This window comes from Mycobacterium sp. DL592, assembly GCF_011694515.1.
Taxonomy (GTDB): Bacteria; Actinomycetota; Actinomycetes; order Mycobacteriales; family Mycobacteriaceae; genus Mycobacterium.
Genome location: NZ_CP050192.1, coordinates 828,272 through 855,064 on the forward strand (window position 1 = coordinate 828,272; position 26,793 = coordinate 855,064).

At 68.8% G+C, this 26,793-nt stretch carries 20 protein-coding genes; 16 read left to right on the forward strand and 4 right to left on the reverse strand.

Annotated elements, in window-relative coordinates; genetic code table 11:
• Positions 1 to 276 precede the first annotated feature (276 nt).
• From eccA to HBE64_RS04160, 10 genes are all read left to right on the forward strand, one after another.
• Positions 277 to 2,112 carry a type VII secretion AAA-ATPase EccA gene (eccA, locus tag HBE64_RS04115; RefSeq protein ID WP_167098037.1) on the forward strand — a complete coding sequence of 612 codons (1,836 nt, stop codon included), beginning with the start codon at positions 277 to 279 and terminating at the stop codon, positions 2,110 to 2,112.
• Positions 2,109 to 3,629, forward strand: coding sequence for a type VII secretion protein EccB (eccB, locus tag HBE64_RS04120; protein WP_167098040.1), 1,521 nt, complete (start codon positions 2,109 to 2,111; stop codon positions 3,627 to 3,629). Before eccA ends, eccB begins: the two co-directional genes overlap by 4 nt.
• Entirely contained in the window at positions 3,626 to 7,585 is a 3,960-nt protein-coding gene (eccCa, locus tag HBE64_RS04125; protein WP_167098043.1) for a type VII secretion protein EccCa, read from the forward strand. The genes eccB and eccCa overlap by 4 nt, the downstream gene beginning before the upstream one ends.
• A 90-nt stretch (positions 7,586 to 7,675) precedes the next feature.
• Positions 7,676 to 7,969 (forward strand): type VII secretion protein EsxS, encoded by a 294-nt coding sequence (locus tag HBE64_RS04130; protein WP_167098046.1) that lies wholly within the window; start codon positions 7,676 to 7,678, stop codon positions 7,967 to 7,969.
• Entirely contained in the window at positions 7,969 to 8,256 is a 288-nt protein-coding gene (locus HBE64_RS04135) for a WXG100 family type VII secretion target (protein WP_167098049.1), read from the forward strand. Before HBE64_RS04130 ends, HBE64_RS04135 begins: the two co-directional genes overlap by 1 nt.
• A gap of 4 nt (positions 8,257 to 8,260) precedes the next feature.
• On the forward strand, positions 8,261 to 9,046 hold the full coding sequence (locus tag HBE64_RS04140; RefSeq protein ID WP_243841487.1) for an ESX secretion-associated protein EspG: 786 nt from the start codon (positions 8,261 to 8,263) through the stop codon (positions 9,044 to 9,046).
• Between the two features lie 16 nt (positions 9,047 to 9,062).
• Complete coding sequence (gene eccD, locus HBE64_RS04145) at positions 9,063 to 10,469, forward strand: type VII secretion integral membrane protein EccD (RefSeq protein ID WP_305792205.1); 1,407 nt, start codon at positions 9,063 to 9,065, stop codon at positions 10,467 to 10,469.
• Positions 10,466 to 11,809 carry a type VII secretion-associated serine protease mycosin gene (mycP, locus tag HBE64_RS04150; RefSeq protein ID WP_167098055.1) on the forward strand — a complete coding sequence of 448 codons (1,344 nt, stop codon included), beginning with the start codon at positions 10,466 to 10,468 and terminating at the stop codon, positions 11,807 to 11,809. The genes eccD and mycP overlap by 4 nt, the downstream gene beginning before the upstream one ends.
• Positions 11,806 to 12,771: a type VII secretion protein EccE gene (gene eccE, locus HBE64_RS04155; protein WP_167098058.1), complete on the forward strand. Its 966-nt coding sequence runs from the start codon at positions 11,806 to 11,808 to the stop codon at positions 12,769 to 12,771. The genes mycP and eccE overlap by 4 nt, the downstream gene beginning before the upstream one ends.
• The gene (locus HBE64_RS04160; protein WP_167098061.1) at positions 12,768 to 14,960 is read left to right on the forward strand and encodes an arylsulfatase; all 2,193 of its coding nucleotides are present in this window, start codon (positions 12,768 to 12,770) and stop codon (positions 14,958 to 14,960) included. The genes eccE and HBE64_RS04160 overlap by 4 nt, the downstream gene beginning before the upstream one ends.
• Here HBE64_RS04160 and HBE64_RS04165 read toward each other — a convergent pair.
• The 3 genes from HBE64_RS04165 to HBE64_RS04175 all read right to left on the reverse strand — a co-directional run bounded on the left by HBE64_RS04165 (position 14,957) and on the right by HBE64_RS04175 (position 17,719).
• Positions 14,957 to 16,597, reverse strand: a complete 1,641-nt coding sequence (locus tag HBE64_RS04165) for a PPE family protein (protein ID WP_167098064.1) — start codon at positions 16,595 to 16,597, stop codon at positions 14,957 to 14,959. The genes HBE64_RS04160 and HBE64_RS04165 overlap by 4 nt on opposite strands.
• Before the next feature lie 2 nt (positions 16,598 to 16,599).
• A complete protein-coding gene (locus HBE64_RS04170) occupies positions 16,600 to 16,905 on the reverse strand; it encodes a PE family protein (RefSeq protein WP_167098068.1) in 306 nt (101 codons plus the stop codon).
• 232 nt (positions 16,906 to 17,137) lie between these two features.
• Positions 17,138 to 17,719, reverse strand: coding sequence for a hypothetical protein (locus HBE64_RS04175; protein WP_167098072.1), 582 nt, complete (start codon positions 17,717 to 17,719; stop codon positions 17,138 to 17,140).
• Between the two features lie 220 nt (positions 17,720 to 17,939).
• On the opposite strand from HBE64_RS04175, the gene HBE64_RS04180 reads away from it, so the two are divergent.
• The 6 genes from HBE64_RS04180 (at position 17,940) to HBE64_RS04205 (ending at position 25,168) form a co-directional block, all read left to right on the forward strand.
• Positions 17,940 to 19,208 (forward strand): histidine phosphatase family protein, encoded by a 1,269-nt coding sequence (locus HBE64_RS04180; protein WP_167098075.1) that lies wholly within the window; start codon positions 17,940 to 17,942, stop codon positions 19,206 to 19,208.
• Between the two features lie 184 nt (positions 19,209 to 19,392).
• Positions 19,393 to 21,687, forward strand: a complete 2,295-nt coding sequence (locus tag HBE64_RS04185) for an MMPL family transporter (RefSeq protein ID WP_167098079.1) — start codon at positions 19,393 to 19,395, stop codon at positions 21,685 to 21,687.
• A 31-nt stretch (positions 21,688 to 21,718) separates the two neighbouring features.
• Positions 21,719 to 22,789 (forward strand): type III polyketide synthase, encoded by a 1,071-nt coding sequence (locus HBE64_RS04190; RefSeq protein ID WP_167098082.1) that lies wholly within the window; start codon positions 21,719 to 21,721, stop codon positions 22,787 to 22,789.
• Entirely contained in the window at positions 22,789 to 23,298 is a 510-nt protein-coding gene (locus HBE64_RS04195) for an isoprenylcysteine carboxyl methyltransferase family protein (protein ID WP_167098085.1), read from the forward strand. Before HBE64_RS04190 ends, HBE64_RS04195 begins: the two co-directional genes overlap by 1 nt.
• Positions 23,295 to 24,311: an NAD(P)/FAD-dependent oxidoreductase gene (locus tag HBE64_RS04200; protein WP_167098088.1), complete on the forward strand. Its 1,017-nt coding sequence runs from the start codon at positions 23,295 to 23,297 to the stop codon at positions 24,309 to 24,311. Before HBE64_RS04195 ends, HBE64_RS04200 begins: the two co-directional genes overlap by 4 nt.
• 20 nt (positions 24,312 to 24,331) lie before the next feature.
• Positions 24,332 to 25,168: an SDR family NAD(P)-dependent oxidoreductase gene (locus HBE64_RS04205; RefSeq protein ID WP_243841488.1), complete on the forward strand. Its 837-nt coding sequence runs from the start codon at positions 24,332 to 24,334 to the stop codon at positions 25,166 to 25,168.
• A gap of 2 nt (positions 25,169 to 25,170) precedes the next feature.
• Here the strand turns inward: HBE64_RS04205 and HBE64_RS04210 are convergent, their stop codons facing one another.
• A complete protein-coding gene (locus HBE64_RS04210; protein WP_167098091.1) occupies positions 25,171 to 26,676 on the reverse strand; it encodes a cellulase family glycosylhydrolase in 1,506 nt (501 codons plus the stop codon).
• Between the last annotated feature and the right edge of the window lie 117 nt (positions 26,677 to 26,793).

Below are 26,793 nucleotides of genomic sequence, written 5' to 3' on the forward strand. Positions count from 1 at the left end.
CGACGCGCGCTACCGTCGCAGGGTATCTGCCGGGTGCTCGGTGATGTGGATGATCGACGCTCCGACCTCTTCTGCTCGCCGCGATCAATAATTACTGACACCGCGTCAATAGCATCAATATTGTTGTTGCAGTGCGTAATTGACCTTCGCGATGGTCGATCTTCGGCGATCGGCGGTAGTGCACAGATCTCGACATCTGGATACCTTCTTGCAACTGGAACAAGTGACAATCCCGAGGAGTAAGCGGGCGCGCGTCAGCGTGCCCGCGCATGGCCTATGACTACTGCTGTTGAGATTCTCACGACGGGCCCGACGCTGAAGGTCGATGGTGACCTGGTCAGCCGATTCGCCACGTGCTGCAAGGCATTGGGGCTGTCGGTGTATGGCAGGCGCCGGCCCGCTGACCTGACCGCGGCCCGTTCGGGTTTCGCGGCGCTGACCCGCATCGCGCAGGACCACAACGATGCCTGGGTGGGACTGGCCGCCGCGGGGGAGACGACCCCGCAGGTTCTCCACGCGATCTCCGCCACCGCGCACACCGCCGGGGCCCTGCAGCGTCGCATCGAACTCGACGCCGGCGCCCTGACGTTCAGCTACGACAGCGGGCTCTACCTGACGTTCCAGGCCAGCCGGCCCGATGACTTTCATCTTGCCTACGCGGGAGATCTGTTGTCCCGGGGTGCCTTCGCCGAGGCGGCCGAGGTGGTCGCAGACGTCACCGAGCGCAGACCCGACTCGCGGGAAGCCCGATGGGCGGCCGTCGCGGTCAACTACCGGGCGCAGCGGTGGTCCGATGTGGTCCGGTTGCTCACCCCGATCGTCAACGACACCGAGGCCGACGACCTGTTCCGGCACGCGGTCAGAGTCGCGCTGGGAACCGCGCTGGCTCGCCTCGGGATGTTCGCACCCGCCCTGTCCTACCTGGAAGATCCGTCCGGACCGGTCGAGGTCGCGGCGGTGGACGGCGCGCTCGCCAAGGGGTTGACGCTGCGTGCCCAGGGCGAGGAGGACGAGGCGCAGGACACCCTGCAGGACCTCTACGCTGCGAACCCGGAGAACGCCGAGGTCGAGCACGCGCTGCTGGATCCCACCTACGGGATCAGCGTCACCACGGCCGCCCGCATCGAGGCCCGCAGCGACCCGTGGGACCCGGCCACCGAACCCGGTGAGGACGATTTCATCGACCCGGGGGCACACGAGCGAAAAGCCACCCTGCTGACCGAAGCCGAGCGCCAGCTCGGCGAGTTCATCGGTCTGGAGGAGGTCAAGGATCAGGTTTCGCGGCTGAAGAGTTCGGTCGCCATGGCGCTGCTGCGCCAGGAGCGTGGTCTGACGGTTGCGCAGCGTTCGCACCATCTGGTCTTCGCCGGCCCGCCGGGAACCGGTAAGACCACCATCGCCCGGGTGGTCGCCAAGATCTATTGCGGGCTGGGCCTGTTGAAGAAGGAGAACGTCAAGGAGGTGCACCGGGCTGATCTGATCGGTCAGCACATCGGTGAGACCGAGGCCAAGACCAACGCCATCATCGACAGCGCGCTGGACGGGGTGCTGTTCCTCGACGAGGCCTACGCATTGGTGGCCACTGGGGCCAAGAACGACTTCGGTCTGGTGGCCATCGACACCCTGCTGGCGCGGATGGAGAACGACCGCGACCGCCTGGTGGTGATCGTCGCCGGCTACCGCGCCGACCTCGACCGGTTCCTGGACACCAACGAGGGCCTGCGTTCCCGGTTCACCCGCAGCATCGACTTCCCGTCCTACACCGCCGGTGAACTCGTCGAGATCGCCAGCGCGATGGCCCGCCAACGCGACAGCGTCTTCGACGCAGCGGCATTGGACGATCTCCGTTCGCTGTTCACGCATTTGGCGTCGTCGAGCACCCCCGATGCGGCCGGCGTCGAGCGCCGCAGCCTCGACGTCGCCGGCAACGGCCGCTTCGTGCGCAACGTCGTCGAACGCTCCGAGGAGGAACGCGAGTTCCGCCTCGATCACTCCGAGCATTCCGGTTCCAGCGCCTTCACCGACGAGGATTTGATGACGATCACCGCCCCGGATGTGGTCAATGCCGTGCGGCCGTTGCTGCGCGGACTGGGCTTGGCGGAGCCGGCATGACGGGCCCGGCCCGCGACCCGCAGGACCGCCAATCCTTCACGGCGCGTACACCTGTGAACGCCAACCCCGACCGGGTGAGCTACCGGCGGGGGTTCGTCACCCGCCACCAGGTCACCGGCTGGCGATTCGTGTTGCGGCGCATCGCATCCGGCGTCGCCCTCAACGACACCCGGATGCTCGTCGACCCGCTGCGCGGCCAGTCCAGGGCAGTGCTGACCGGTGTCCTGCTTGCGGTGACCGGCTTGATCGGCTGCTTCGTGTTCTCGGTCATCAGGCCCGGCGGCGAGGTGGGCAACAACGACGTGCTCGCCGACCGTGACAGCGCAGCGCTGTACGTGCGCGTCAACGACGTCCTGCACCCGGTGCTCAACCTGACCTCGGCGCGGCTCGCGGTCGGCAAGCCGGTCAACCCGGCCGACGTGCGAAGCACCGCCCTGGACACGCTGTCGCGTGGACCGGCGATCGGCATACCCGGTGCCCCGGAACGGATCGTGCAAGACGGGACGCGCGACGCGAACTGGACGGTGTGCGAGGGACTCCCACCGGCCGCGGCAGGGGTGACCGTCATCGCCGGCCCGCTCGTCGAGAACGGCGAGCACGCGAAACCACTGCAGTCGGGCTCCGCCATCCTCGCCGACAACGGCAGCGGAAAGTGGTTGCTGTGGAACGGCCGCCGCAGCGCGATCGACCTCAACGACCGGTCGGTGACCTCCGCACTGGGACTGGGCAACGAACTCCCGGCCGCCCGGCCGATCTCGCCGGCACTGTTCAACGCCATCCCGGAAAGCGCTCCGCTGAGCCAGCCCGTCATCGCCGACGCCGGCCAGCCACCCGCCTACGCACTTCCCGCCGGGATACCGGTCGGCAGCGTGGTCAGTGCATACGGCCCGGACAATGCGCCGGTGTTCTACGCCGTCCTCGCCGACGGTGTGCAGGAGATCTCGCCGGTGCTCGCCGCGGTGCTGCGCAACGGCAACTCGTACGGGTTCGCACAGCCGCCGCAGCTCACCGCCGACGACATCGCCCGCGCACCGGTGTCACGGGCGCTGGACGCCGCGGCCTTCCCGGACCGCGAGGTGAAGATCGTCGACACCTCGGCGTCCCCGGTCACCTGCCTGCACTGGGCCAAGCCGGACGGCGCCAGCGTGAGCTCGCAGACCCTGCTGGCCGGCGGGACCCTGCCGGTCGGCCAGAATGCACCCGGTGTCGACCTCGTGCGATCCGGCGGGGCGCAGCGTGCGGTGCTCAAACCCGGGGTCGGGTACTTCGTCCAGACCGTCGGTCAACAGCCGGCATCGCCGAGCGCCGGCTCACTGTTCTGGGTCTCCGACACCGGTGTGCGTTTCGGTATTGACGGGGGGACGGCTAAGGACGGCACCAAGAAAACCGTTGCCGCACTGGGCCTGACCCAGCCGCCGCTGCCGGTCCCGTGGTCAGTGCTCGCCCTGCTCACCCCCGGTCCTGCGTTGTCGCAGGCCGATGCCCTTGCCGCCTACACCGGGACGGAGAACCGATGAGCAGGCTCATCTTCGAGGCGCGCAGGCGCCTGCCCACGCCGCAGGTGCGCAAGGGTGCGATCGTCATCGAGCCGCCGCCGGAGCTGCCCAGGGTGGTGCCGCCGTCGTTGCTGCGCCGCGTGCTGCCGTACCTGATCGTCGCGCTGATCATCGGGATGATCGTGGCGATGGTCGCCACCGGCATGAAGATCATCTCGGCGCAGACCCTGTTCTTCCCGTTCGTCCTGCTGCTCGCGGCCACGGCGCTGTATCGCGGCTCCGACAACAAGATTCGCACCGAAGAGGTCGACGCCGAACGCGCCGACTACTTGCGCTACCTCTCGGTGGTCCGCGACAACGTCCGCGCCCAGGCCGCCGATCAGCGCGCGGCCGCCCAGTGGTCCCATCCCGAACCCGAAACGCTCGCGGCGATTCCGGGATCGCGCCGCCAGTGGGAGCGCGACCCGCATGACGGCGACTTCCTCGTGGTGCGGACCGGCCGCAGCGACGTCGAATTGCAGACCCCGCTGCGGGTGAAGGATTCCGTCGACGAGATCGATCTGGAGCCGGTGTCGCACAGCGCGCTTCGCGGGCTGCTCGACACCCAGCGAACCGTCCCGGACGTGCCGGTCGGCGTCGACCTGACCAAGGTCTCGAAGCTGACCGTGGTCGGAGACGCCGATGAGGTCCGCGCTGCGGTCCGGTCCTGGATCGCGCAGGCGGTCACCTGGCATGACCCCGGCCTGCTCGGCATCGCACTGGCCAGTCGGGATCTGGACACCGCCGACTGGTCGTGGCTGAAATGGCTGCCGCACAGCGACATCCCGGGAGAGGTCGACGGTGTCGGACCGGCCCGGTATCTCAGTGCCGACGTCGACAGCCTGACCGCCAAGGTCGGACCGGCACTGGCCAGCAGGCCGGTGTTCGACGGCTCGGAGTCCGGCCTTCGCCACCTGGTCGTCGTCATCGACGAACCCGGGTACGACCTCGCCGGTTCGGTGCTGTCGGCGGGGTTCGCCGGTGTCACCGTCATCCACCTCGACGACGCCGCTCCCAGTCGCGACCAATACCCGGATCCCGAACGGCCGATCCTGCGGGTGGGGGAGGGCCGCATCGACCGCTGGGGCACCGACGGGTGGCAGACCTATGTCGAGCACGCCGACAGCCTGCCGGCGCACGAGGCGAATCAGCTGGCGCGCAGGCTGTCTCGCTGGGACTCCAACCCCACCCATGCCGGGCTTCGCTCGGCGGGCACCACCGGGGCCGCGTTCACTACTTTGCTCGGTATCGACGACGCCTCGGCTCTCGACGTTCCGACGCTGTGGGCGCCCCGCCGTCGCGACGACGAACTGCGCGTCCCCATCGGCGTGACCGCCAACGGTGAGCCGTTGTTCTTCGACCTCAAGGACGAGGCCGAAGGTGGGATGGGTCCGCACGGCCTGATGATCGGTATGACCGGCTCCGGCAAATCGCAGACGCTCATGTCAATCCTGCTGTCGCTGCTGACCACCCATTCGGCCGAGCGCCTCATCGTGATCTACGCCGACTTCAAGGGGGAGGCGGGCGCCGATGTGTTCCGCAACTTCCCGCAGGTCGTCGCGGTGATCTCGAACCTGGCCGAAAAGCGTTCACTGGCAGATCGATTCGCCGACACACTGCGCGGCGAAGTGGCGCGCCGCGAAGCGCTCCTGCGTGAAGCGGGCCGGCGGATCCAGGGCAGCGCATTCAGCTCGGTCGCCGAGTACGAGGCCGCCCGCCAGACGGCCGAAGGCTACGACCTTCCGCCGCTGCCGACGCTGTTCATCGTCGCCGACGAGTTCACCCTGATGCTCGCCGAGTACCCCGAGTTCGCCGAACTCTTCGACTACGTGGCACGCAAGGGCCGCTCGTTCCGCATCCACATCCTGTTCGCGTCGCAGACGCTGGACGTCGGCAGGATCAAGGACATCGACAAGAACACCTCGTACCGCATCGGTCTCAAGGTCGCCAGCGCGGCGGTCTCCCGCCAGGTCATCGGAGTCGAGGACGCCTACCACATCGAGTCGGGCAGGGAACACAAGGGCGTCGGCTTCCTGGTGCCCAATCCGGGTGCGGATCCGATCAAGTTCCGCAGCACCTACGTCGACGGGATCTACGAACCGCCCACGGCGGCAAGGACCAAGGTGCTGCCCGCCGCCCCGGAAGCCCGCCTGTTCACCGCCTCGCACGTCGACGTCGACCCGGACGTGATCGTGCTGCCTGTCGAGGAGGCGCTACCGGTGGCGCCCCGAAAGCTCATCACCACCATCGGTGAGCAACTCGCCGCGGTCGGGCCGTCCGCCCCCACATTGTGGCTGCCCCCGCTGGAGGAAACCATTCCCCTTGGTGCGGTGCTGAATTCGGCGGGTGTGCCCGCCGGGCAATGGCGCTGGCCGCTCGGTGAGATCGACCGCCCGTTCGAGATGCGGCGCGATCCGCTGATCTTCGACGCCGGTTCAGCCGCGGGCAACCTGGTCATCCATGGCGGGCCCAAGTCGGGCAAGTCGACGGCCCTGCAGACGTTCATCCTGTCGGCCGCCGCCCTGCATACACCCCGTGAGGTGAGCTTCTACTGCCTGGACTACGGCGGCGGCAGGCTGCGCGACGTCGAGCGCCTGGCTCATGTCGGCAGTGTGGCCTCGCCGCTGGAGGCCGAGCGCATCCGCAGGACCTTCGGTGAGCTCGAGGCGCTGCTGGAAGCCCGGCAGCGGTCGGGCTCCGTCGACGGCCGCTGGGACGACGGCTACGGCCACGTGTTCCTGGTGATCGACAACCTCTACGGGTTCAGCCGGGACAACACTGACCAGTTCAACACGCGTAACCCGTTGCTGGCCAAGGTCACCGAGCTCGCGAACAGCGGGCTGGCCTATGGCATCCACGTCGTCGTGACCACGCCGAACTGGTTGGAGGTGCCGCTGGCGATGCGCGACGGACTGGGCCTGCGCCTGGAGCTGCGCCTGACCGATCCTCGCGACAGCAACGTGCGCGTCCCCGGCCAGCTCCGGCGTCCGGCCGACGGTGTTCCGCACGACCAGCCCGGCCGCGGTCTGACGACCGGGGCCGAGCACTTCCTGTTCGCCGCGCCGCAGCCGGAATACGTCGAGGCGATCAACGCGCGGTATCCGGGACTGAGTGCACCGCCGGTGCGCCTGCTTCCCGCCGACCTCGCGCCTGCCACGGTCGCACCGCTTGCACGCGGAGTGGAACGCATCGTGATCGGGCAGCGTGAACAGGATCTGGGCCCCGTCGTCCTGGACTTCGCCGCCAACCCGCTGGTCTCGGTGTTCGGTGACGGCAAGACGGGCAAAACCACCTTCCTGCGGCACGTCATCCGCACGGTGCGCGACAACTCCAGCGCCGACCGGGTGGCGTTCACGGTGCTGGACCGGCGGTTGCACCTCGTGGCGGAACCGCTGTTCGAAGACAACGAATACACCGCCAATGTCGACCGGATCACGCCCGCGATCCTCGGACTGTCGGCCCTGCTGGAAGGCCGCCGGCCGCCGGCGGGGGCGTCGGCCAAGGAGCTCACCGGCTGGACCTACACCGGGCACACGCACTACCTGATCATCGACGACATCGACCAGATCCCCGACGTGCCCGCTGTGACCGGTCCCTACGCCGGTCAGCGCCCGTGGACGCCGCTGCTGGGATTGCTGGCCCAGGCAGGCGATCTCGGTCTAAGGGTGATCGTCACCGCGCGGGCCACCGGCTCGGCCCACGCTCTGATGACCAACCCGCTGCTGCGCCGTCTCAACGACCTGCAGGCGACCACCCTGCTGTTGTCGGGCAACCCCGCCGACGGCGCCAAGATCCGCGGTCACCGGTTCGCCCGGCTGCCCGCGGGCCGGGCTCTGCTGCTCGACGACGATTCCGCCGGCGACACCGGGACCTACGTCCAGCTCGTCAACCCCCTTGTCGCCGAGCATGTCTCGGGTGGCGAGGACCACCGACCGTGATCACCGCAGACAAGGAGGCACACCTGATCTGCGCCACCGCCATCGACCGACGAACCGTCCTTCACCAGTCCCCGATCGGAGATACCCGTCATGAGTCTGCTTGATGCCCACATCCCCCAGCTGATCGCCTCGGAATCGGCGTTCGGCGCCAAGACCGCGCTGCTGCGGTCCACCATCGCCCAAGCCGAGCAGGAAGCCGTTGCCGCACAGGCGTTCCACATCGGCGAGGCCTCGGCCGCGTTCCAGGTCTCCCACGCCCGGTTCGTCGAAGCCGCCGCCAAGATCAACACCCTGCTCGACCTGGCCCAGGCCAACCTCGGTGAGGCGGGCGGCACCTATGTGGCCGCCGACTCGGCCGCCGCCGCAACTTACGGAGGTTTCTGATGTCCCAGATCGCTTACAACTACCCGGCGATGCTCGGGCACGCCGCCGATATGGCCGGCTATGCGGGCACGCTGCAGGCGATCGGCGGCGACATCGCTGCCGAGCAGGCGGCGCTGCGTGGCGCCTGGCAGGGTGACACCGGGTTGACCTACCAGGCCTGGCAGGTCCAGTGGAATCAGGCGCTGGACGAGCTGGTGACGGCCTACCGGGCGATGGCCTCGACGCATGAGTCCAACACCCTGTCGATGCAGGCCCGCGACCAGGCCGAAGGCGCCAAGTGGGGCTGAGCAGGTGAGTTCGCCCAACGCGGCTGAACTCTCGGTCGAGGCAGCCTGGTTCATCGCCGAGGCGGTCGGTGCGGGGACGTTCCCCTGGGTGCTCGGGGTGACTACGCCCCCGCACCCGGTCCGTCCCGACGACGTGCCACTGGAGCCTGCGGTGGCCGACTGGATACGGGTGGTGTGCCACCCCGAGCAGTGGTACGAGATGCGCTGTGTGTCAACCCGAAACGGTAGCGGTGACCTGCTGCGGGGGATCATCGCCCGACGCGGTGAGCACGTGGTGGTGGCGCTGCGCAACGCGCAGCTGATCACCTTCACCGAGATGGCCATCCACGATGCGGCCGCATTGGTTCCGGTGCTGACCGTCGGATTGGAGAACCGCCCACCGGCGTCGTTTCCCGACTTCCGGATTCCGGCCCGGGTCGGCGCTCGGGCGGACGCACAACTGCGCGCCGGTGCCGAACTGTCAACGGTGATGGACTATCTCGGGATCCCGCGCGCCGCCCGGGAGATGGTGAGCGCGGTGTTCGCGGGGCCGCGCAGCTACGTCGAGATCGTCTCGGGCCAGAACCGCGACGGCAGCACCACCACCAGTCCGGTCGGAGTCGCCGTCGTCGACTGCGAGTACGGCCGCGTCCTCGTCACGCCCGACAAGGCAGACGACGGCGAATGGATCTCGACGTTCACCCCGGGATCCCCCGCGGCGATCGCCCGGGCCGTCGACACGCTGGCCGCCACCCTGCCCGAAGGGCGCTGGTTCTCCGGCGCCGGATTGTTCCGAGAACTCGTTCACTGAAAAGAGATAGCCAATCATGACTGAGACCCTGGTGACACCGGTACTGCCGGTGGTCCGCGTTGCCGTGCTTGCCGGCCATCGGATCACCGAGATCTCGCTGCCCGCGGAGGTCCCGCTGCGCGAGATCCTGCCTGCGGTCGAACGGCTGGCCCACACTGGCGACGACGTCGAACAGGCCGAGACGGCCGCACCGGCACGGTTGACCCTGGCCCCGATCGGCGGGGCGCCGTTCAGCCTTGACGCCAGCCTTGACACGGTGGGCGTGGTGGACGGGGATCTACTTGCGTTGCAGCCCATTCCGGCGGGTCCCGCTGCGCCGGGCATCGTCGAAGACATCGCCGACGCTGCGGTGATCTTCTCGGAGGCGCGTAAGCAGCCCTGGGGACCTGATCACATCCGGCGAGCGGCCTCGGCAGGCACGGTCGCCCTCGTGCTGGCGCTCACCGGCCTGGCGGTGGGGTACCGCCTCGCATCGGGCACGCCGGTGGGTGGATATGTCCTCGGCGCGCTGGCCGCCGTCGTCGTCGTGGCGAGCCTGCTGCTGACCGCGCGGGCCCGTCGCGCATCGCTGCTGCTGTCGGGTGTTGCTCTGGCCCCCATCACGGCTGCGCTTGCGCTGGTCGTACCCGGGCCGTTCGGTTGGTCCCACGTTCTACTCGCCGCCGCCGGGTTCGCCGCCTGGTCGTTGCTGAACACGATCATCGGCGAGGACGGGCTGGCCTTCTTCACCGCCACCACCGTGGTCGGGGCCGGCCTGCTGGTGGCCTCGGCCGCCGCCGTGCTGTGGCATCTGCCGCTGCTCACCCTGGGCGCCATCGTGATCGCGGTGGCGCTGCTGGTGACCATCCAAGCCGCCCCGCTGTCGGCGCTGTGGGCCCGCTTCCCGCTTCCGGTGATCCCGGCTCCCGGCGACCCGGCGCCGACCGCGCCGCCGCTGCAGGTGCTCAAGGACCTTCCCCGCCGGGTCCGGATCAGCGAGGCCCATCAGACCGGTTTCATCGCCGGGGCTGTGCTGCTCTCGGTGATCGGGTCGTTCGGCGTCGTCGGGCTCGGCCAGCCCGGGCCGTGGGCGTGGTATCTGGTCCTGGCCACCAGTGCCGCGGCGGTGCTGCGGGCCCGGATCTGGGACACCGCCGCCGACAAGGCGTGGCTGCTGGCCCAGCCGGCACTGCTGACCCTCTCGCTGCTGGCTGTCTTCGCCGTGCAGGGCCGCTATGTCGGAGCACTGGTGACCGTGGCGGTGCTCGCGGCGCTGGTCGCCGCCTGGTGGGTGGTGGCCGCCAACCCCGGTCTCGCCGATCCCGACAGCTACTCGTTGCCCGTCCGCCGTGGGCTGGGCTTCGTCGCAGCCGGCTTCGATGCCTCGCTGATCCCGGTGATCGTCTACGTCGTCGGCCTCTTCGACTGGGTCCTCAATCGATGACAGCAGTTCTCAACCGTTGGGCGGCAGCGCTTCTCGCTGCCGCACTGCCGGTACTCTGCGCCCCGCCCGCGTGGGGAGTGGACCCGCCTCAGGTCGACGCCTCCGCGGTGCCGCCGCCAGGCACCACCGGATCGGCGATACCTCTGGTGCAGCGCCTCGAGTGCGAGACGACCGGTCTGATCCAGGGCACCGACGTGGCGACCCCGGCACCCGCGCAGCGCGCGCTGGACCTGCAGAGTGCCTGGCAGTTCTCCCGCGGTGAGGGCCAGACCGTCGCCGTCATCGACACCGGTGTACAGCCCGGCCCGCGGCTGCCCGATCTGTCCGGCGGCGGCGACTACATCGGCGCCGGCGACGGCCTGGCCGATTGCGACGGGCACGGCACCGCGGTCGCCGGCCTGATCGCCGGCCGGCCGGGCCCCGACGGGTTCTCCGGAGTGGCGCCCGCCGCACGGCTGGTGTCCATTCGGCAGACATCGGACAAGTTCGGGCCACGCATCCCCGGTGACGATCCGACGGCCGCGCGTGCGGCGGCTGAAATCTCCAGTCTGGCAAGGGCTGTGGTGCGGGCGGCCGACCTCGGCGCGCGGGTCATCAACATCTCGTCGGTGATCTGCCTGCCCGCAGGCAGCGGCCCCGACCAGTCCCTGCTCGGTGCGGCGCTGCGTTACGCGGCCGTCGACAAGGACGTCGTGATCGTCGCGGCCGCCGGCAATTCGGGGCCCGTCGGGCTGACGGCGGGCACTGCATGCCAGTCCAACCAGGGCGACTGGGCTGGAGTCACCACGGTATCGGTGCCTTCGTGGTGGCAGCCCTACGTGTTGTCGGTCGGCTCGGTCGCCGCCGACGGTCAGCCGTCGACGTTCACGATGTCCGGCCCATGGCTGGGGCTGGCCGCTCCCGGCGAGAACGTGCTCTCACTGAGCAACAGCGGCGACGGCCTGGCCAACGGTGCGCCCACCGATCGGGGAAAGCTCACCCCGCTCAGTGGCACCAGTTTCTCGGCCGCCTATGTCTCCGGCGTGGCTGCGCTGGTGCGCAGCCGGTTCCCGCAACTGAGCGCGCCGCAGGTCGTCGAACGGCTGACCGCGACCGCCCATCGGGGTGCGCGTTCACCCTCGACGCTGGTGGGCGCCGGGACGGTTGACCCGGTGGCCGCCCTCACCTGGCAGCTGCCCGCCCCGCAGGTCGCGGCCCGCGAACAGATTGCCGCACCGGCGCCACAGCCGGTTGAGAACCACACTCCGCGCACCATCGCGCTGGCCGGGACGGCGGTTCTGGCTGCCGCGGTTGCCGTGGTCGCGTTCACCGCGAATCGACGAAAGGACACCACCCGATGAGCGCGTTGCGGTCTCGAATCGCCCTGCCCGGTCCGGGCCGGATCACCCTGGTGGCGCTGGCCGTGATCCCCGCCGTGCTGGCTTATCCGTGGCGCACCGCCCATGACCGCTGGGTGCTCGGCGTCGGCGTGGTCCTCGCCGTGGTTCTGCTGGCCTGGTGGCGGGGCCGGCACCTCACCTCGGTGGTCGCGGGCCGAATCGCCCTGCTGGTTCGGGGACGCCGGCCATCGACGCATCAACCCGCGCCGCTCACCGACGCCCGGACCACGGTCGCGCTGCGACTGGCTCCCGGGGCGCACGACGAGATCCCGCTGTCGCTGATCGCCGGTTACCTCGACCGCTACGGAGTGCGCGCCGATGCGGTTCGGCTCACCAGCCGCGACACCGCATCCGGGCGGACCACCTGGGTGACGTTAACCCTGTCGGCGACAGCCAATCTGGTTGCACTGCAGGCACGCTCAGCCGATCTGCCGCTGCGTGAGACGGCGGAGACCGTCCTGCGCCGGCTCGCCGACCACCTTCGTGAACTGGGTTGGTCGGTGAACACCACCGACCTGGACATCCCGGACCTGCTGGGGCCGGTTCCCCAGGAACGCTGGCGTTCCGTGCAGGACGGTACGCAGGGATACCTGACCGCCTATGGCGTCACCGTCGGCGAGGATCTGGGCAGCACGCTGGCCGAGATCCGGGCTTACCCGTCGTCCGAGGTTTGGACGGCGGTGCAGATCACCGGGACCGTGCAGCGGCCGAAGCTGGCCGCGGCGGCGGCAATCCGCAGTGAGGACGGCTCACCCGCCGACCTGCCGACGCTGGTGGTCCAGGATGGCCGCCAACTGGCTGCCGTGACGTCACTGCATCCGCTGTCGCTGGAAGGTGTTGTGGCAGAACAGGTCCAGTTGAGCCAGGTGCCCGACGTGGGATGGCCGACGTCAGCGGTCGGGGAGCGGGCCGGTCTGGGATGAGGGCCCCCAGCGGCGCTCCCAACGTCCTGATGATCGTTCTCGATGATCTCGGTTTCGGTCAGCTGGGGTGCTTCGGATCCGACATCGCTACGCCCAACATCGATAAGCTGGCATCAGACGGACTTCGGTACAACAGGTTTCACGTCACCGCGCTGTGCTCGCCGACCCGTGCGGCGTTGTTGACCGGGCGCAATCACCATGCGGTCGGGATGGGGATGCTCACCGACCTCCCCACCGACCTGCCGGGCTACTCGGGCCGAATTCCGCCGTCGACTCCCACCCTGCCGAGAGTGTTGCGCGACGCGGGCTGGAGCACCATGGCGTTCGGTAAGTGGCATCTGGCACCCCGTTACGAACTCGGCGACGCCGGGCCTTTCGAAAGATGGCCGCTGGGGCTGGGTTTCGAACGGTACTACGGCTTCCTCGGCGGCGACACCAATCAGTGGGCGCCGCGGCTGGTCCGTGACAATTCGTCGATTGTTGCGCCCAAGACGCCGGCCCAGGGTTATCACCTGACCGAGGATCTCGCCGACCAGGCGATCCGTATGGTGGTCAATCAGCAGGAGTCCGCTCCTGGCAAGCCGTTCTTCACCTACTTCGCGCCCGGGGCTATGCACGCGCCGCATCACGTGCCCGCATCCTGGGCCGACGCTTATGCCGGCCGCTTCGACCAGGGCTGGGATCGCTGGCGCGAGGAGGTGTTCGCCCGCCAGGTCGCCACCGGTGTGGTGCCCCGCACCACGACATTGACGGCTCGGCCGTCGTGGGTTCCGGCCTGGGCAGACCTCAGCAGCGATGAGCGGCGGGTGTACGCGCGCATGCTCGAAGTTTTCGCCGGTTTCCTCTCCCATACCGACGCCCAGATCGGCAGGCTGCTCGACGCTCTGCGGCACCTCGGTGTCTACGACGACACGCTGATCCTGTTGCTCTCCGACAACGGAGCCAGTGCGGAAGGCGGGGTCTCCGGCACGGTCAACGAACACCTGTTCGCTCATGGCATCCGGGGTGACGTCGCGACCAGCCTGGCTCACCTCGCCGACTGGGGCGGCCCGAACACCTACCCCCACTACGCATGGGGATGGGCATGGGCGGGTAACACCCCGTTCCGGTTGTGGAAGCGCTACTCGTGGCTGGGCGGGACCCGCGTGCCGCTGATCGCACACTGGCCCCGTGTCATCGGCGCGCAGGGTGGCCGGGTCCGCGGCCAGTTCACGCATGCGATCGACGTGATGCCAACGGTGTTGGAGGCGTGTGGAATCGAGCAGCCGGTCGGGCTCGACGGGGCGAGCGCGTTGGCGACGTTCACTGATCCGGACGCGCCCGACCCCCGCTCGACGCAGTACTTCGAGATGCTGGGCTCGCGATCGATCGTCAGTCAAGGCTGGAAGGCGACCACCGACCACGTCTCCGGCGGCGTCGTCGACGAAGAGGAACTTCTCACCGGCAGCCGGGACTTCGACTCCGACCGGTGGTCACTGTTCCGGCTCGACGAGGACTTCTCCGAGGCGCACGACGTCGCCGACGCGCACCCGGATATCGTGGAATCCCTTGCCCGGCAGTGGTTGTCCGAAGCTGAACGTAACAACGTTCTGCCACTGGCCGACTCGCTGATCGCACGGTTCGGGCGCCTGGTGCCGCCGGACTATCCGCCTCGCTCGCACACGGTGATCTATCCGGCCGGTGGTCCGGTGAGTGACGAGGTGCTTCCCTCGCTCGTGGCAGGCGCCGAGGTGAGCGCCGACGTCGAGGTCGCTGACAGCGGCAGCGACGGCGTGCTGTTCGCTTTAGGGGACCGCATCGCGGGCTTGGTCGCGTACGTCACCGGTGGCCGGCTGACGGTGACAGTGGTCATCCTGGGCGACACCGTCACCGTCGGCACCCCAGCCGTTGGCGGTGGCCGCCATCGGCTCGGGTGCCGACTGGCGCCGCAATCCGGCGGCGGAACCCGGGTCGAGGCGATCATCGACGGACAGGTGGCGGCGACCGGCTTGAGCTCCAATCACCTACCGTTCGTCTGGCAGATCGGTGGCACTCAGCTGCGACCCGGCTATGACGAGGGGATCGGCGTCTGCGACGGCTACCAGCCGCCTTTCGCATGGACGGGAACGCTGTACCAGGTCGATGTCGTGACGGGCCAACGCACCCTCGGCGATCCGGCAGCGGCGCTGGTCAGCCTCAAGACCGACTAGCGTCGGTCCTCGTCATCGCGGTCCGCGGGCTGGGCCGGCGGCCCCTGCGGCGTATCGGCATTCCAGGTCTGCGGCACCATCGGGACCGTGGGGCCGCTGCCGAACGAGCCGCCCGCCAGGGTGGTGACACCGGCGGCCTCGGCCGCGGTCTTGGGCAGGGTCCCGCTGAGCCCGATCGGTCCGGCGCCGCGTCCGGACGCCGCAGTGGTGGGGGCCGGCCCGCTGTCCTGCTGTGGCGCTTCCCATTCCGGATCAACCTCGACGTCCATGTACGCGTCGGCGTGGCCGGTCTGCGGAGTGGTCTGGCGCCGGCGCGCGCGACGCTTGCGCCGTGCCGCTTCGGCAGCCACGGCCGCGGCGGCCGCTGCCTCCGAGGCCCGCGCGGATGCGCTCGCGGTGGTCCTGGTCTTTGTACCCGAATCGAATCCGATGGCGGGCGGCGGCCCGACGATGGCGTAGGGCGGGAAGAAGCCGGCCCCGGTGGCCGGTGGGGGAGGCGGCGGTGCGGGACTGGCTGCCGACCCGGCGGCCGACGCCGCCGGTGCGGGTGCCGCCGCGGATCCGGCACCGGCCACGGTGGGGGCGATCCCCGCGGCCGGCAACTGGTTACCCGCGGCGGGAACCGGCGCCGGTGCGGGCGATGGCGCGTCGGCGGGAATGTCGGTGGGCATGGCCGCGAGCCCGCCGAGCACCCCTCCGACGATGGCGCCGGCGGCTGCCGCGGGGACCACCGACAGCAGTGTTGATGCCAGTAACGGTGATACGCCTAGCGCGATGGCCAGGACTGGGTGCAACGAAAGGTAAGCCGCAATCGTGGCCGGCGAGGCGCTTCCGATCGCCTGGAAGATGGCAAGCGGGTTCGTCAGCAGCGTTTGGAACAGGTTCTGGAATTCCTGCGCGTAGAGGAAGAGCCTGGTGATCCAGTAGATCGGACCGCTCCCGAGGGGGATGTCGGCGTAGGGGACTCCGTTGATCGTGCCGGCGACAGGATCCCAGGTCCACCCGAACAGTGAGAAGACCTGCTGCAAGAACTTTACCGGGATGGCAAAGATCTGCTGCACGATGCCCTGCAGCGTGCTCAATGGATCAGCGGTCTCGGCCGCCAGAATCTGCGGTGCCTGGGTGGTTTGGGGTGTCGCCGCCGCGGCGGCACTCGCCACTACCTGATAGGTCGACATCGTGGTGGCGGCCTGCACCCACATCCGCACGTAGTCGGCTTCATTGAGCGTGATCGGAATCGTGTTGATACCGAGGAAATTCGTGGCCAGCAAGACGCCGTGAGTCGCATGGTTGGCAGCGATCTCGGCGAGTGTGGGCATCGCCGCCAGCGCCGCCGTGTAGGCCGCCGCGGCGGTCTCGTGCGCCGCGGCGGCGGCCGCGGAGTCGACGCTCGTCTGCACCAGCCAGGCCAGGTACGGCACGTTGGCCGCCAGGAACGCCTCGGCGCTGGGGCCCTCCCAGGCACCGGCCTGAACCGACGCCAGTAGCTGGGTGAGTTCTGCTGCCGCCGAATCGTATTCAGCGCTCAGCGAGGTCCACGCCGCGGCGGCGGCCAGCAGCGGTCCTGGACCGGCGCCGCTGCTCAGCAGCGCGGAATGAATCTCCGGTGGCGAGGCCATCCAGACCGGGGCGGTCATCCTCAGGCAGGGAACACGTACGACGATGCGATGGCGGCGTCACTGGTCGCATAGCTGACGCCGGTCTCAGCCACTCCGGCTCCGGCGCGGGTCAACTCGACGACGCCCTGCAACGTGATCGCCGCGTGCTGGGTGCCTCGCGCGCTGAAATCGGTTGCGGTCTGCAGCGACACGGGGTCGATCGCCGGCGGTGTCACTGCGGAGATCACCGGGGCGGTCTGCGCGTGCGCGGCAGCCAGTCGTGCCGCAAGCGCTTCCACTCCCGCCGAGGCTGCCGCCAGTCCTTCGGGAACGACACGTAACACCATGCCCGACACTCCTCTTCTACTCGCGTACAACAAATTCAAGCCCATCGCGGAGCGAGGTCAACTCGAAAGAGTCGGTGCACGTGCGTCGCCCGCTCGGCCCGTGCCGGCCACGCTGGATCGCGGTCCACAAACCCGCTGGTGCAGTGGGTTTTCGGGGAGCTGCGCGAGGAAGCCCGCGGCGGGCGCCGGGCCCGGCCGATTGGAATCATCGTGGTTTTTGAGTGCGCGCCGCTTACCGGCTTCCGCCCACCTCGGCGGGCAGCGGCGGCGGCAACGGCGTGGTCGACGTCGGCGTGGTGGAAGTGGGCGCGGTGGAAGTGGGCGTGGTGGAAGTGGGCGTGGCCGACGTCGTCGGCGTGGCGGTCCCGGACGTGCTCGGCGCAGAACTGGTCGTCGTCGACTTCGGCGCCTGCGGCCCGTGGAAGTCCACCCACGACTCGCTGCGGATCGTCTTGCCGTTGGAGTTCACCGTCAGTGACTTCGAGTCGACGAGATAGGTGATGCCGTCGTTCTCCGCGTCATAGGCGCCGCTGCCGTAGGCCGACGCCGACAGGATCAGCTTGGCGCCGTCGCGCACCCGCACCCCGCGGTACTCGTACTGCCCGCCGGAGTCCTTGCAGATCGCCACCCGGGAGGTCTCGGTGCTACCGAAAAGGACGGCGGTCTCGGACGCGGCACACCGTGCCGTGGAGTCGACGTAACCCTGGGAGTCGTAGGACGGCGCAGCGGCAGCCGAGGGCAACCCGATGACGAACATGCACGACACGGCCGCGACCGCCGCGACTCGGGCGGTGCGGACCCACACAGATGACATCACTCCATCCACGACACCACGGGTGGGCGCGGGTTACGAGGGTCGATGCCGAGAAACTACGAGATCGTTAGTTTCCCGATACCCCACGGTCGCCGAATGCGGCCACCGTGTCGGTGGACGAACATTCGGTAGACACATTTCCGATCTTGTACAGTGTCGGGGCGCACAGTCGGCGACGACTGTGAGCAACCACACACTGGGGGTCACAGATGGAGTATGGATGCGAGATCAGACAGGCGGCGCGCTGATGCCGCGCCGAGCCCTCACAGCGGTCATGACGGCCCTGGCGGCCGTCGCTCTCTTCGTCACGTCGGCACTGCCGGCGTGGGCGGCCGACTCGGTCACCGTGACCTTCGTCCGGCACGCACAGTCCGAAGGCAACGTGCCCGGCGCCGGTATCGACACCCAGGTCCCTGGCCCGAACCTCACCACGCTGGGCGTGCAGCAGGCCCAGGGCATCGCCCAGAGCCTGGCCAACGCCGGCTTCTCCAGCGTCTACACCTCCACCATGGTCCGCACCGCGCAGACCGCGGCGCCGATGCTGGGCATCACCCATCAGGTGGCCACCGCTAACGCGGGCTTCAACGAGATCAGCGCCGGCATCTTCGAGGGCGACCCGATCGACAGCGGCATCGGTCGCATCTTCTACTTCCTGATCCCGCTGACCTGGACCCTGGGCCTGCGCTCGCTGCCCATCCCGCTCGGCGAGGGCGGAAACGAGTTCGAAGCCCGCGTCAACGGCGCGCTGGCCTCGGTCATCGCCAACGGCGGCACCGATCCGGTCATCTTCTCGCACGGCGCGACGATCATGATCTGGACGATGATGAACGTCAACAACCCGGATATTCCGCTGCTGCTCAGCCATCCGCTGGGCAACACCGAGCAGGTCGTCATCACCGGTAACCCCCAAGACGGCTGGACGCTGGTCAGCTATGCCGGTATCCCGGTCAGCCAGACTCCGGGCCTGGCCACCCAGCTCTTCGTCAATACCCGCAGTCTGATCGTCGCCCCGCAGACCGCCATCTACAACGTCCTTCAGGCGGTCAAGACCCTGGACCTGCCCACGATCGTCAAGGCGATCGCCGGCGGCGTGGCGCTGGTCGCCAAGGCCGGCGTCGACTTCGTCAAGAACTCGGTGACCGACATCGTCAACGCGATCGTCGGCGCGCTGCCGGGCGGGGCGCAGGCCAGCGCGGCCGCGACCAAGGCTGCGACCGTCAAGTCCGCGGCGCCCGCAACCGAGCCGGTCAAGGACTCCTCGGACACCACCCCGGCCGCCTCCGGCGACCAAAGCAGCAACGGCGCAACCGATCTCAGTGACGGCAACAAGGTCGAGCCGGGCAAGTCCGGCTCGGCCCGCCAGGCGACTTCGCTGAAGTCGGTGTCGGACAAGTCCGGCGACACCTCGTCATCGGCCGGCACCTCCGGCGGCTCCGCCAAGAAGTCCACCGGTGGCAGCAAGCGGTCCAGCGAGAAGGACGCTGCCTGATTCTCGACGTTCGCGACATCGGCCCCCTCCGCACCGGAGGGGGCCGATTCGCGTTGTACGGCCCGGGGCGGCACCCCGCCGGCGTGCCGCACTGGCTACCATCGCCGGGAAAGCGGCGGTGAACTCGCGGACCTTGGTGTACGTATCAGGTTCAGGACGTCACCGATAACCGAAGGACGAAACATTGCTGCAAGCGATCGCCCGGCTCGCCATCGCGGCGCCGCGGCGAGTGATCGCGGTCGCGGTGCTCGTCATGGTTGCCATCGGTATCTTCGGGATCCCGGTGGCCACCCATCTGTCCCCGGGCGGCCTGCAGGACCCGACCGCGGAGTCGTCTCGAACGGCCACCCTGCTCACCGACAAGTTCGGTCAGGGTGACGTCCAGCTGCTGGTCGTGATCAGCGCGCCGGACCGCTTCGACAGCCCGCAAGCCCGCGCCGCGGCCACCGACGTCATCGACCGGCTGCAGCGATCCGGGCACGTCGCCGCCATCACCTCGGCGTGGACCTCGCCGCCGCCTGCAGCTGCCGCCCTGATCAGCACCGACAAGAAGTCCGGGCTGATCGTCACGGGGATCGTCGGCCCGGTGGACAAGCAGCAGGGCTATACCAAGACGCTGACCGAGGAGATCGCCCGCGACTCGGACGGGATCGTGGTCCGCTCCGGTGGAACCGCGATGGTCAACCTCCAGGTCACCGAGCAGTCCAAGCACGACCTGCTGCTGATGGAGTCGATCGTCCTGCCGCTGAGCTTCCTCGTGCTGGTCTGGGTGTTCGGCGGCATGTTCGCGGCCGCGCTGCCCGTCGCCGTCGGACTCATGGCGATCCTGGGATCGCTGGCCGTGCTGCGGGTGACCACCTACTTCACCGAGGTGTCGATCTTCGCGCTCAACCTCGCCACCGCGATGGGCCTCGCGCTGGCCATCGACTACACCCTGCTGATGATCAGCCGCTACCGCGACGAACTGGCCGAAGGGGCACCCCGCGAACTGGCGCTGACCAGGACCATGATGTCGGCCGGCCGCACGGTGATCTTCTCGGCGACGACGGTGGCGCTGTCCATGGCGGTCATGGTCGCGTTCCCGATGAACTTCCTGCGGTCGTTCGCCTACGCCGGGGTCGCCACCGTCGCGTTCGCTGCGCTGGCCGCCATCGTGATCACCCCGGCGGCGATCATGCTGCTCGGCGATCGGCTCGATTCGCTCGACGTCCGGCGCTTCTTCCGTCGGATCCGCAACAGACCCGAACCTGCCGTCAAGCCCGTGCAGGAGCAATTCTGGTATCGCTCAACGAAATTCGTGATGAAGCGTGCCATCCCGATCGGCCTGGTGGGTGTCGCGGTACTGCTGGTTCTGGGCATCCCGTTCCTCGGGGTGCGGCCCGGTTTCCCCGATGACCGGGTGTTGCCCCAGTCGGCGTCAGCACATCAGGTGGGCGATCAGCTGCGGCGCGACTTCGCCACGAATTTCGAGACGGCCGTGCCGGTCGTCATCCTGAATTCCGACGGGCTGACCGCCGAGGACGTGTCGCGCTACGCGGCCGACCTGTCCCGGGCGCCCGACGTGGTGTCGGTATCCGCGCCAACGGGAGCGTTCGTCGAGGGAAAGGTGGTGGGGCCGCCGACCTCGGCGACCGGACAGGCGTCGGGCAGCACACTGCTGACCGTCGACAGCACGGCCCCGCTGTTCTCCGACCGCTCTGAGCACCAGCTCGACAAGCTGCACGCCGTGCCCACCCCCGACGGACGCACCGTCGAATTCACCGGAACCGCCCAGACCAACCGCGACAGCGTGAACGCAATAGCCTCCCGGCTGCCGCTGGTGCTCGGCCTGATTGCGGCGATCACGCTGGTGCTGCTGTTCCTGCTGACCGGCAGTGTGGTGCTGCCGGTCAAGGCGCTGCTGCTCAACGTCCTGTCGCTGTCGGCCGCCTTCGGCGCGATGGTGTGGATCTTCCAGGACGGCAATCTCGGGGCGTTCGGGACCACGTCCACCGGCACCCTGGTGGCCAACATCCCGGTGCTGCTGTTCTGCATCGCGTTCGGGCTGTCGATGGACTACGAGGTGTTCCTGGTCTCCCGTATCCGGGAGTTCTGGCTGGCCTCCCCACAGACCGGCGCCGACAACGACGAAAGCGTCGCCCTCGGGGTGGCCCACACCGGCCGGGTGATCACCGCAGCGGCGTTGATCATGGCGATCTCGTTCGCCGCCCTGATCGCCGCGCACGTGTCATTCATGCGGATGTTCGGGCTGGGCCTGACCCTGGCTGTGCTCGCGGATGCGACCCTGGTGCGCCTGATCCTGGTGCCGGCGTTCATGCATGTGATGGGCAGATGGAACTGGTGGGCGCCAAAACCGCTGGTCAAGGTCCATCAGCGCTTACAGATACATGACGGAGCCGCCCTGCCGGCAGCAAAGAGCGGTGCGGCTGACAATACTGTAGAGGGTGTCCAACAAACGGTCCCCACGCCAGACAGCTGAACCTCCCCGCTCCCAGGATCGTGTTCAAGACATGCCAACAAAGTCTGTTATCGCCGGAGTCCGCGGCGAATTGCCTCCGCTTCGCTACAGCCAGGCAGAGATCACCGAGGCGTTCCTGCAGCTCCCCGGCTACAGCGAGTACGACGAGATCGTGCGCAGCCTGCACCGCAGCGCCAAGGTCAACAACCGCCACTTCGTGCTCCCGCTGGAGCGCTACCCCTCGCTGACCGATTTCGGCGAAGCCAACACCCTGTTCATCGAGCACGCGGTGGAGCTCGGCAGTGCGGCCGTCGCCGGTGCGCTCGAGGAAGCCCGCCTGCGTCCCGAGGATGTCGACGTCATCATCTCGACCACGGTCACCGGCATCGTGGTGCCGTCGCTGGACGCCAGGATCGCCAGCAAGCTGGGCATGCGGCCCGACGTCAAGCGGGTGCCGCTGTTCGGCCTCGGATGCGTGGCGGGCGCGGCCGGTGTGGCGCGGATGCACGACTACCTGCGCGGCGCCCCCGACGGGGTGGCGGTGCTGGTGTCGGTGGAGCTGTGCTCGCTGACCTTCCCCGGCGCCAAACCGGCGATGGCCAGCCTGGTCGGCAGCGCCCTGTTCGCCGACGGCGCCGCGGCGGTCGTCGCGGTCGGTGAGCGCAAGGCGGAGCAGATCGGTGCGTCGGGTCCCGACGTGCTGGACTCGCGCAGCCACCTCTACCCGGACTCGCTGCGCACCATGGGATGGGATGTCAGCGCATCCGGTCTGGAGCTGGTGCTGTCGGCGGACCTGCCCGCGACCATCGAACGCTACCTGTACGACGACGTCACCGAATTCCTTGGCGCCCATGGCCATACGATGGACGACATCGGCGCGTGGGTGAGCCATCCCGGCGGCCCGAAGATCATCGAGGCCATCGTGTCCAGCCTGGACCTGCCCGAGGATGCGCTGGAGCTGACCTGGCGCTCGCTGGCCGAGATCGGCAACGTCTCCTCGTCGTCGGTGCTGCACGTCCTGCGTGACACCATCGCCAAGCGGCCGCCGAGCGGAAGTCCTGGCGTGATGATGGCAATGGGGCCGGGTTTCTGCTCCGAGCTGTTGCTGCTGCGCTGGCACTGATGATCTGGTACGTACTGCTGCTGGCAGCGGTCGCACTCGAGCGGCTCGCCGAACTGGTGGTCTCCCGGCGCAACCTGGCGTGGAGCCGCGAACGCGGCGGGGTGGAGTTCGGCGCGAGCCACTACCCGGTGATGGTGGTGCTGCACACCGCCCTGCTGCTCGGCTGCCTCGTCGAGGTCCTCGCCGCCCACCGGCCGTTCCTGCCCGCGCTGGGCTGGCCGATGCTGGCGATAGTGGTTGCCGCCCAAGGGCTTCGGTGGTGGTGTATCACCACGCTGGGCCCGCAGTGGAACACCAGGGTGGTGGTGGTGCCCGGTGCGCCGCGCGTCTCCGGCGGCCCCTACCGCTACTTCTCGCACCCCAACTATGTGGCCGTCGTCGCCGAAGGCATCGCCCTGCCGTTGGTGCACAGCGCCTGGATCACCGCGCTGGTGTTCACCGTCCTCAATGCCGCACTGCTGCGCACCCGCATCCAGACCGAGAACACCGCGCTGGCGAGCCTGAGATGATCGACCTCCTGGTGGCAGGCGGCGGCCCGGCCGGACTGGCCACCGCCCTGTATGCCGCTCAGGCCGGTCTGCAGGTCACCGTCGTCGAACGCCGCTCCGGTGTCATCGACAAGGCCTGCGGCGAGGGCCTCATGCCTCATACCGTCGCGCAACTGGCGAAGCTGGGTGTCACGTTGCACGGCAAGCCCTTTCGGGGCGTCGCCTACCTCGACGCACAGCGGCGCATCGAGGCACCGTTCAAGTCCGGTTCGGGCCTGGGTGTGCGGCGTACCGCCCTGCACAGCGCCCTGCGCGACGCCGTGTCGGCGGCAGGTGTGCGGGTGGTCAACGGTGATATCGGCACGGTGCGCCAGGACGCCGACGCGGTGTACTGCGGTGAGTTCCGCGCCCGCTATCTCGCCGCCGCCGACGGACTGCACTCACCGATCCGCCGTGCTATGGGGCTGGCCCGGCCCAGTCGTGGCTCACGGCGATGGGGAGTGCGCCGCCACGTCCACACCGCGCCGTGGAGCGACACCGTCGAGGTCTACTGGGGTGAGGACGCCGAAGCGTATGTCACTCCGGTCGCCGACGACTGCGTCGGTATCGCGATCCTGACATCGCGGCAGGGATCGTTCGACGACCACCTGGCCGAATTCGCCGCGCTGCGGGATCGGGTGAGCAGCCTGGCGCACGGCCGGGACCGGGCCGCAGGCCCACTGCAACAACGGGTTTCAACCAGGCGATCCGGCCGGGTCATGTTGGTCGGTGACGCGGCCGGCTACGTCGACGCGCTGACCGGTGAGGGTCTGGGAATCGCCTTCGGTGGTGCCGAGCTGCTGGCTAACTGCGTGGCGGCCGACCGGCCGCAGGACTACGACCGGCAGTGGCGGCACATGTCGCGGCGCTACCGGCTGCTGACCGCGGGTTTGTTGCACGCCAGCGAGATCAAGCCGGTGCGGTCACTGATCGTGCCCGCGGCCGTCGCACTACCGTCGGTGTTCGCCGGGATAGTGAACCAGCTGGCGTACTGACCGGCGTAGGCTGCGCCGCTATGAGCGAGATGCCCGGCGTACCGCCCATCACCGACTGGAATCGCCTGCTGGACGGTCGGGTTGCGGTCGTCACCGGGGGCGGGGCAGGAATCGGCGCGGCGGTCGCGACACTGTTCGCCGAACACGGCGCGGCGGTGGAGGTCGCCGAGATCGACCGGGACCGTGCCGAGCAGATCGCCGCCGAGGGCACGATCCGCAGTCATGTCGTCGACGTCACCGACGATGCCGACGTCATCCGGCTGGCCGATGCGGTGCTCGCCGAGCACGGGCGGGTCGACGTGCTGGTCAACAACGTGGGTGACTACCGCCCCCTGGTGGCGTTCGAGGAGTCCACGCCGGACACCTGGCAGCGGATGTACGACATCAACCTTCGTCACGTCTTCGCGGTGACCCGGGCTTTCCTGCCTGCGATGATCGCGGCGCACGCCGGCAGCGTCGTCAACATCCACTCCGTCGAAGGGATGCGGGGGTTCCCCCGCGATCCGGTGTACGGCGCGATGAAAGCCGCTGTCGCACACTTCACTACGTGCCTTGCAGTTGACGTCGGGCGCTACGGCGTGCGGGTCAACGGCATCGGTACCGACCTCACCCAGACACCGCAGGTGGATTATCTGACCGGTTACGAGGACGCCGAGCATCTCTGGCAGTCGTGGGCGCCGGTGGGTCGGGTGGGCCGGCCGGCCGATCAGGCCCGGGTAGCACTGTTCCTGGCGTCCGACCAGTCGGCGTTCGTCACCGGCCACAACATCCCGGTCGACGGCGGAACCAAAGCCGGTGGTGGATGGATGTTTTCACCCCGGGCCGGACGGTTCGTCAACCGATCCAAGCATCTGTAGCCTCAGCGCCCGGACCGTCCGGTCGCCCCGTGGCTGCTGCGAGTCGTCGTGCCGGGACTGTCGCTGCTCTTGGCGGCCGTCGCCTGCTTGCGTGCCGCAGCGGCGGGTTTGGGCGTGGTAGCAGCGGGCCGGAGTGATTGGGCAGCAGTGGTTTTGGTGATCGTGCGGGCGGATCGTCCCGTCACTGTCGCGGTGTTCGGCTCGGCGGCCGCCGAGCGCACCGTGGCTGCTGCTGCGGCGGAGCTCTGCCCGGTGACGACCTTCACCAACGACTTGACCAAGTCGCATACGGCCTGGATGACGAGCCTCGGACCCACGAGCAACTGCTCGATGATCTGGCCGGCGAAGATTCCGACGGCCTGCAGGAAGCCGTTCTGCGGCAGGTAAGGGGTGACGTCGAACGGGGCGAGCGTGCCGTCGGCCAGCTCGGAGATCAGTTCCGCGATGGTCTCGGCCGCAGGCTTTTCGGTCCAGTTGGTGGTGAAGATGCCGAAGTTGTCCTCTGCGCCGAACGCTCCGGTGGCAGTGTCTCTGGTGGTGTGGATGAATATCGGGCCGGCGCCCTGGATCTGCTGCCAGGCCACCACGAAGTCGTGGATGAAGCCGGCCTGCTGGGCGTCCGAGATCCCCCAGGTGGTGGGCAGCCCGTATTCGGTGGCCCACAGTGTGAGGGAGCCGTCGCCGGCGGCAGCCATCAGCGCGCGGATGGCCTCGGTCTGCATCAGCGGGGAGTCTGCGACGGTGCCCAGCGAGAACGGGGTCGTGTACTGGTAGGGGTGATAGGACAGCGCGTCGAAGAAGCCGTGGGCGCCATCGGCATACATCTGCGTGAGGAAGGTGACCGGGTTCAGCGTCACCCCGGGTACGGTGCTGACGGCGCCGAGGACCCCGGCGATCACGGTGGCGCTCGGGTCGGCGGCCTTGATGGCGGGGTAGGCGGCCTTCAGGAGTTCGGTGTAGGACGCCGCATCCGGCGGCGACCAGAATGTGGCGCCGTTGGGTTCATTCCACACCTCGTAGGCGGAGATCTTGCCCTGGTAACGCGTGGCGACCGCGGAGGCGAAGGTGGCGTAATCCGTCGGGTCGGGGTGACCGATGAGCAGGGTGCCGGCCCACGACGGGGTGGCGCTGATGACGCCGAGCACGCCCATGTCGCGGGCGCTGGCGGCGTCGATCACCTCGTCGAGTTTGGACCAGTCGTAGGTGGTGGAGTTGGACGGCTGCACCGCGGCCCAGGGGACGGCGATCCGGATGTCGGTGACGCCGAGCGCCTTCAGCGTGTCCAGGGTGGTGGCGATCTCGGTAGGCGAGAGTTGGTAGAGGTTCGGGTCGGAGATGCCCAGCGTGGTCGAGGAGTCGGCGATCGCGGCGGTCAGCATCACCGGCATCTGGACTGCGCCGTGCGGCAGCGGTCCCGCAGCGGGGGCGAGCGCGCAGGGGATGAGAGTTGCGGCGGCTACGGCGATCGCTGTGCCGGTGCTCACGGCCCGCCTGAAGCGAACGGACATCGCAACTCCCCCCTGCCATTGCTTTTCGCCGATCTGACAGTAATGCCGACCGGTGGGCTGTGCCGTGAAACACCCCGTGGTGTTTCGCGGCGCTGGGTACCCTCGGGGGCAATGACT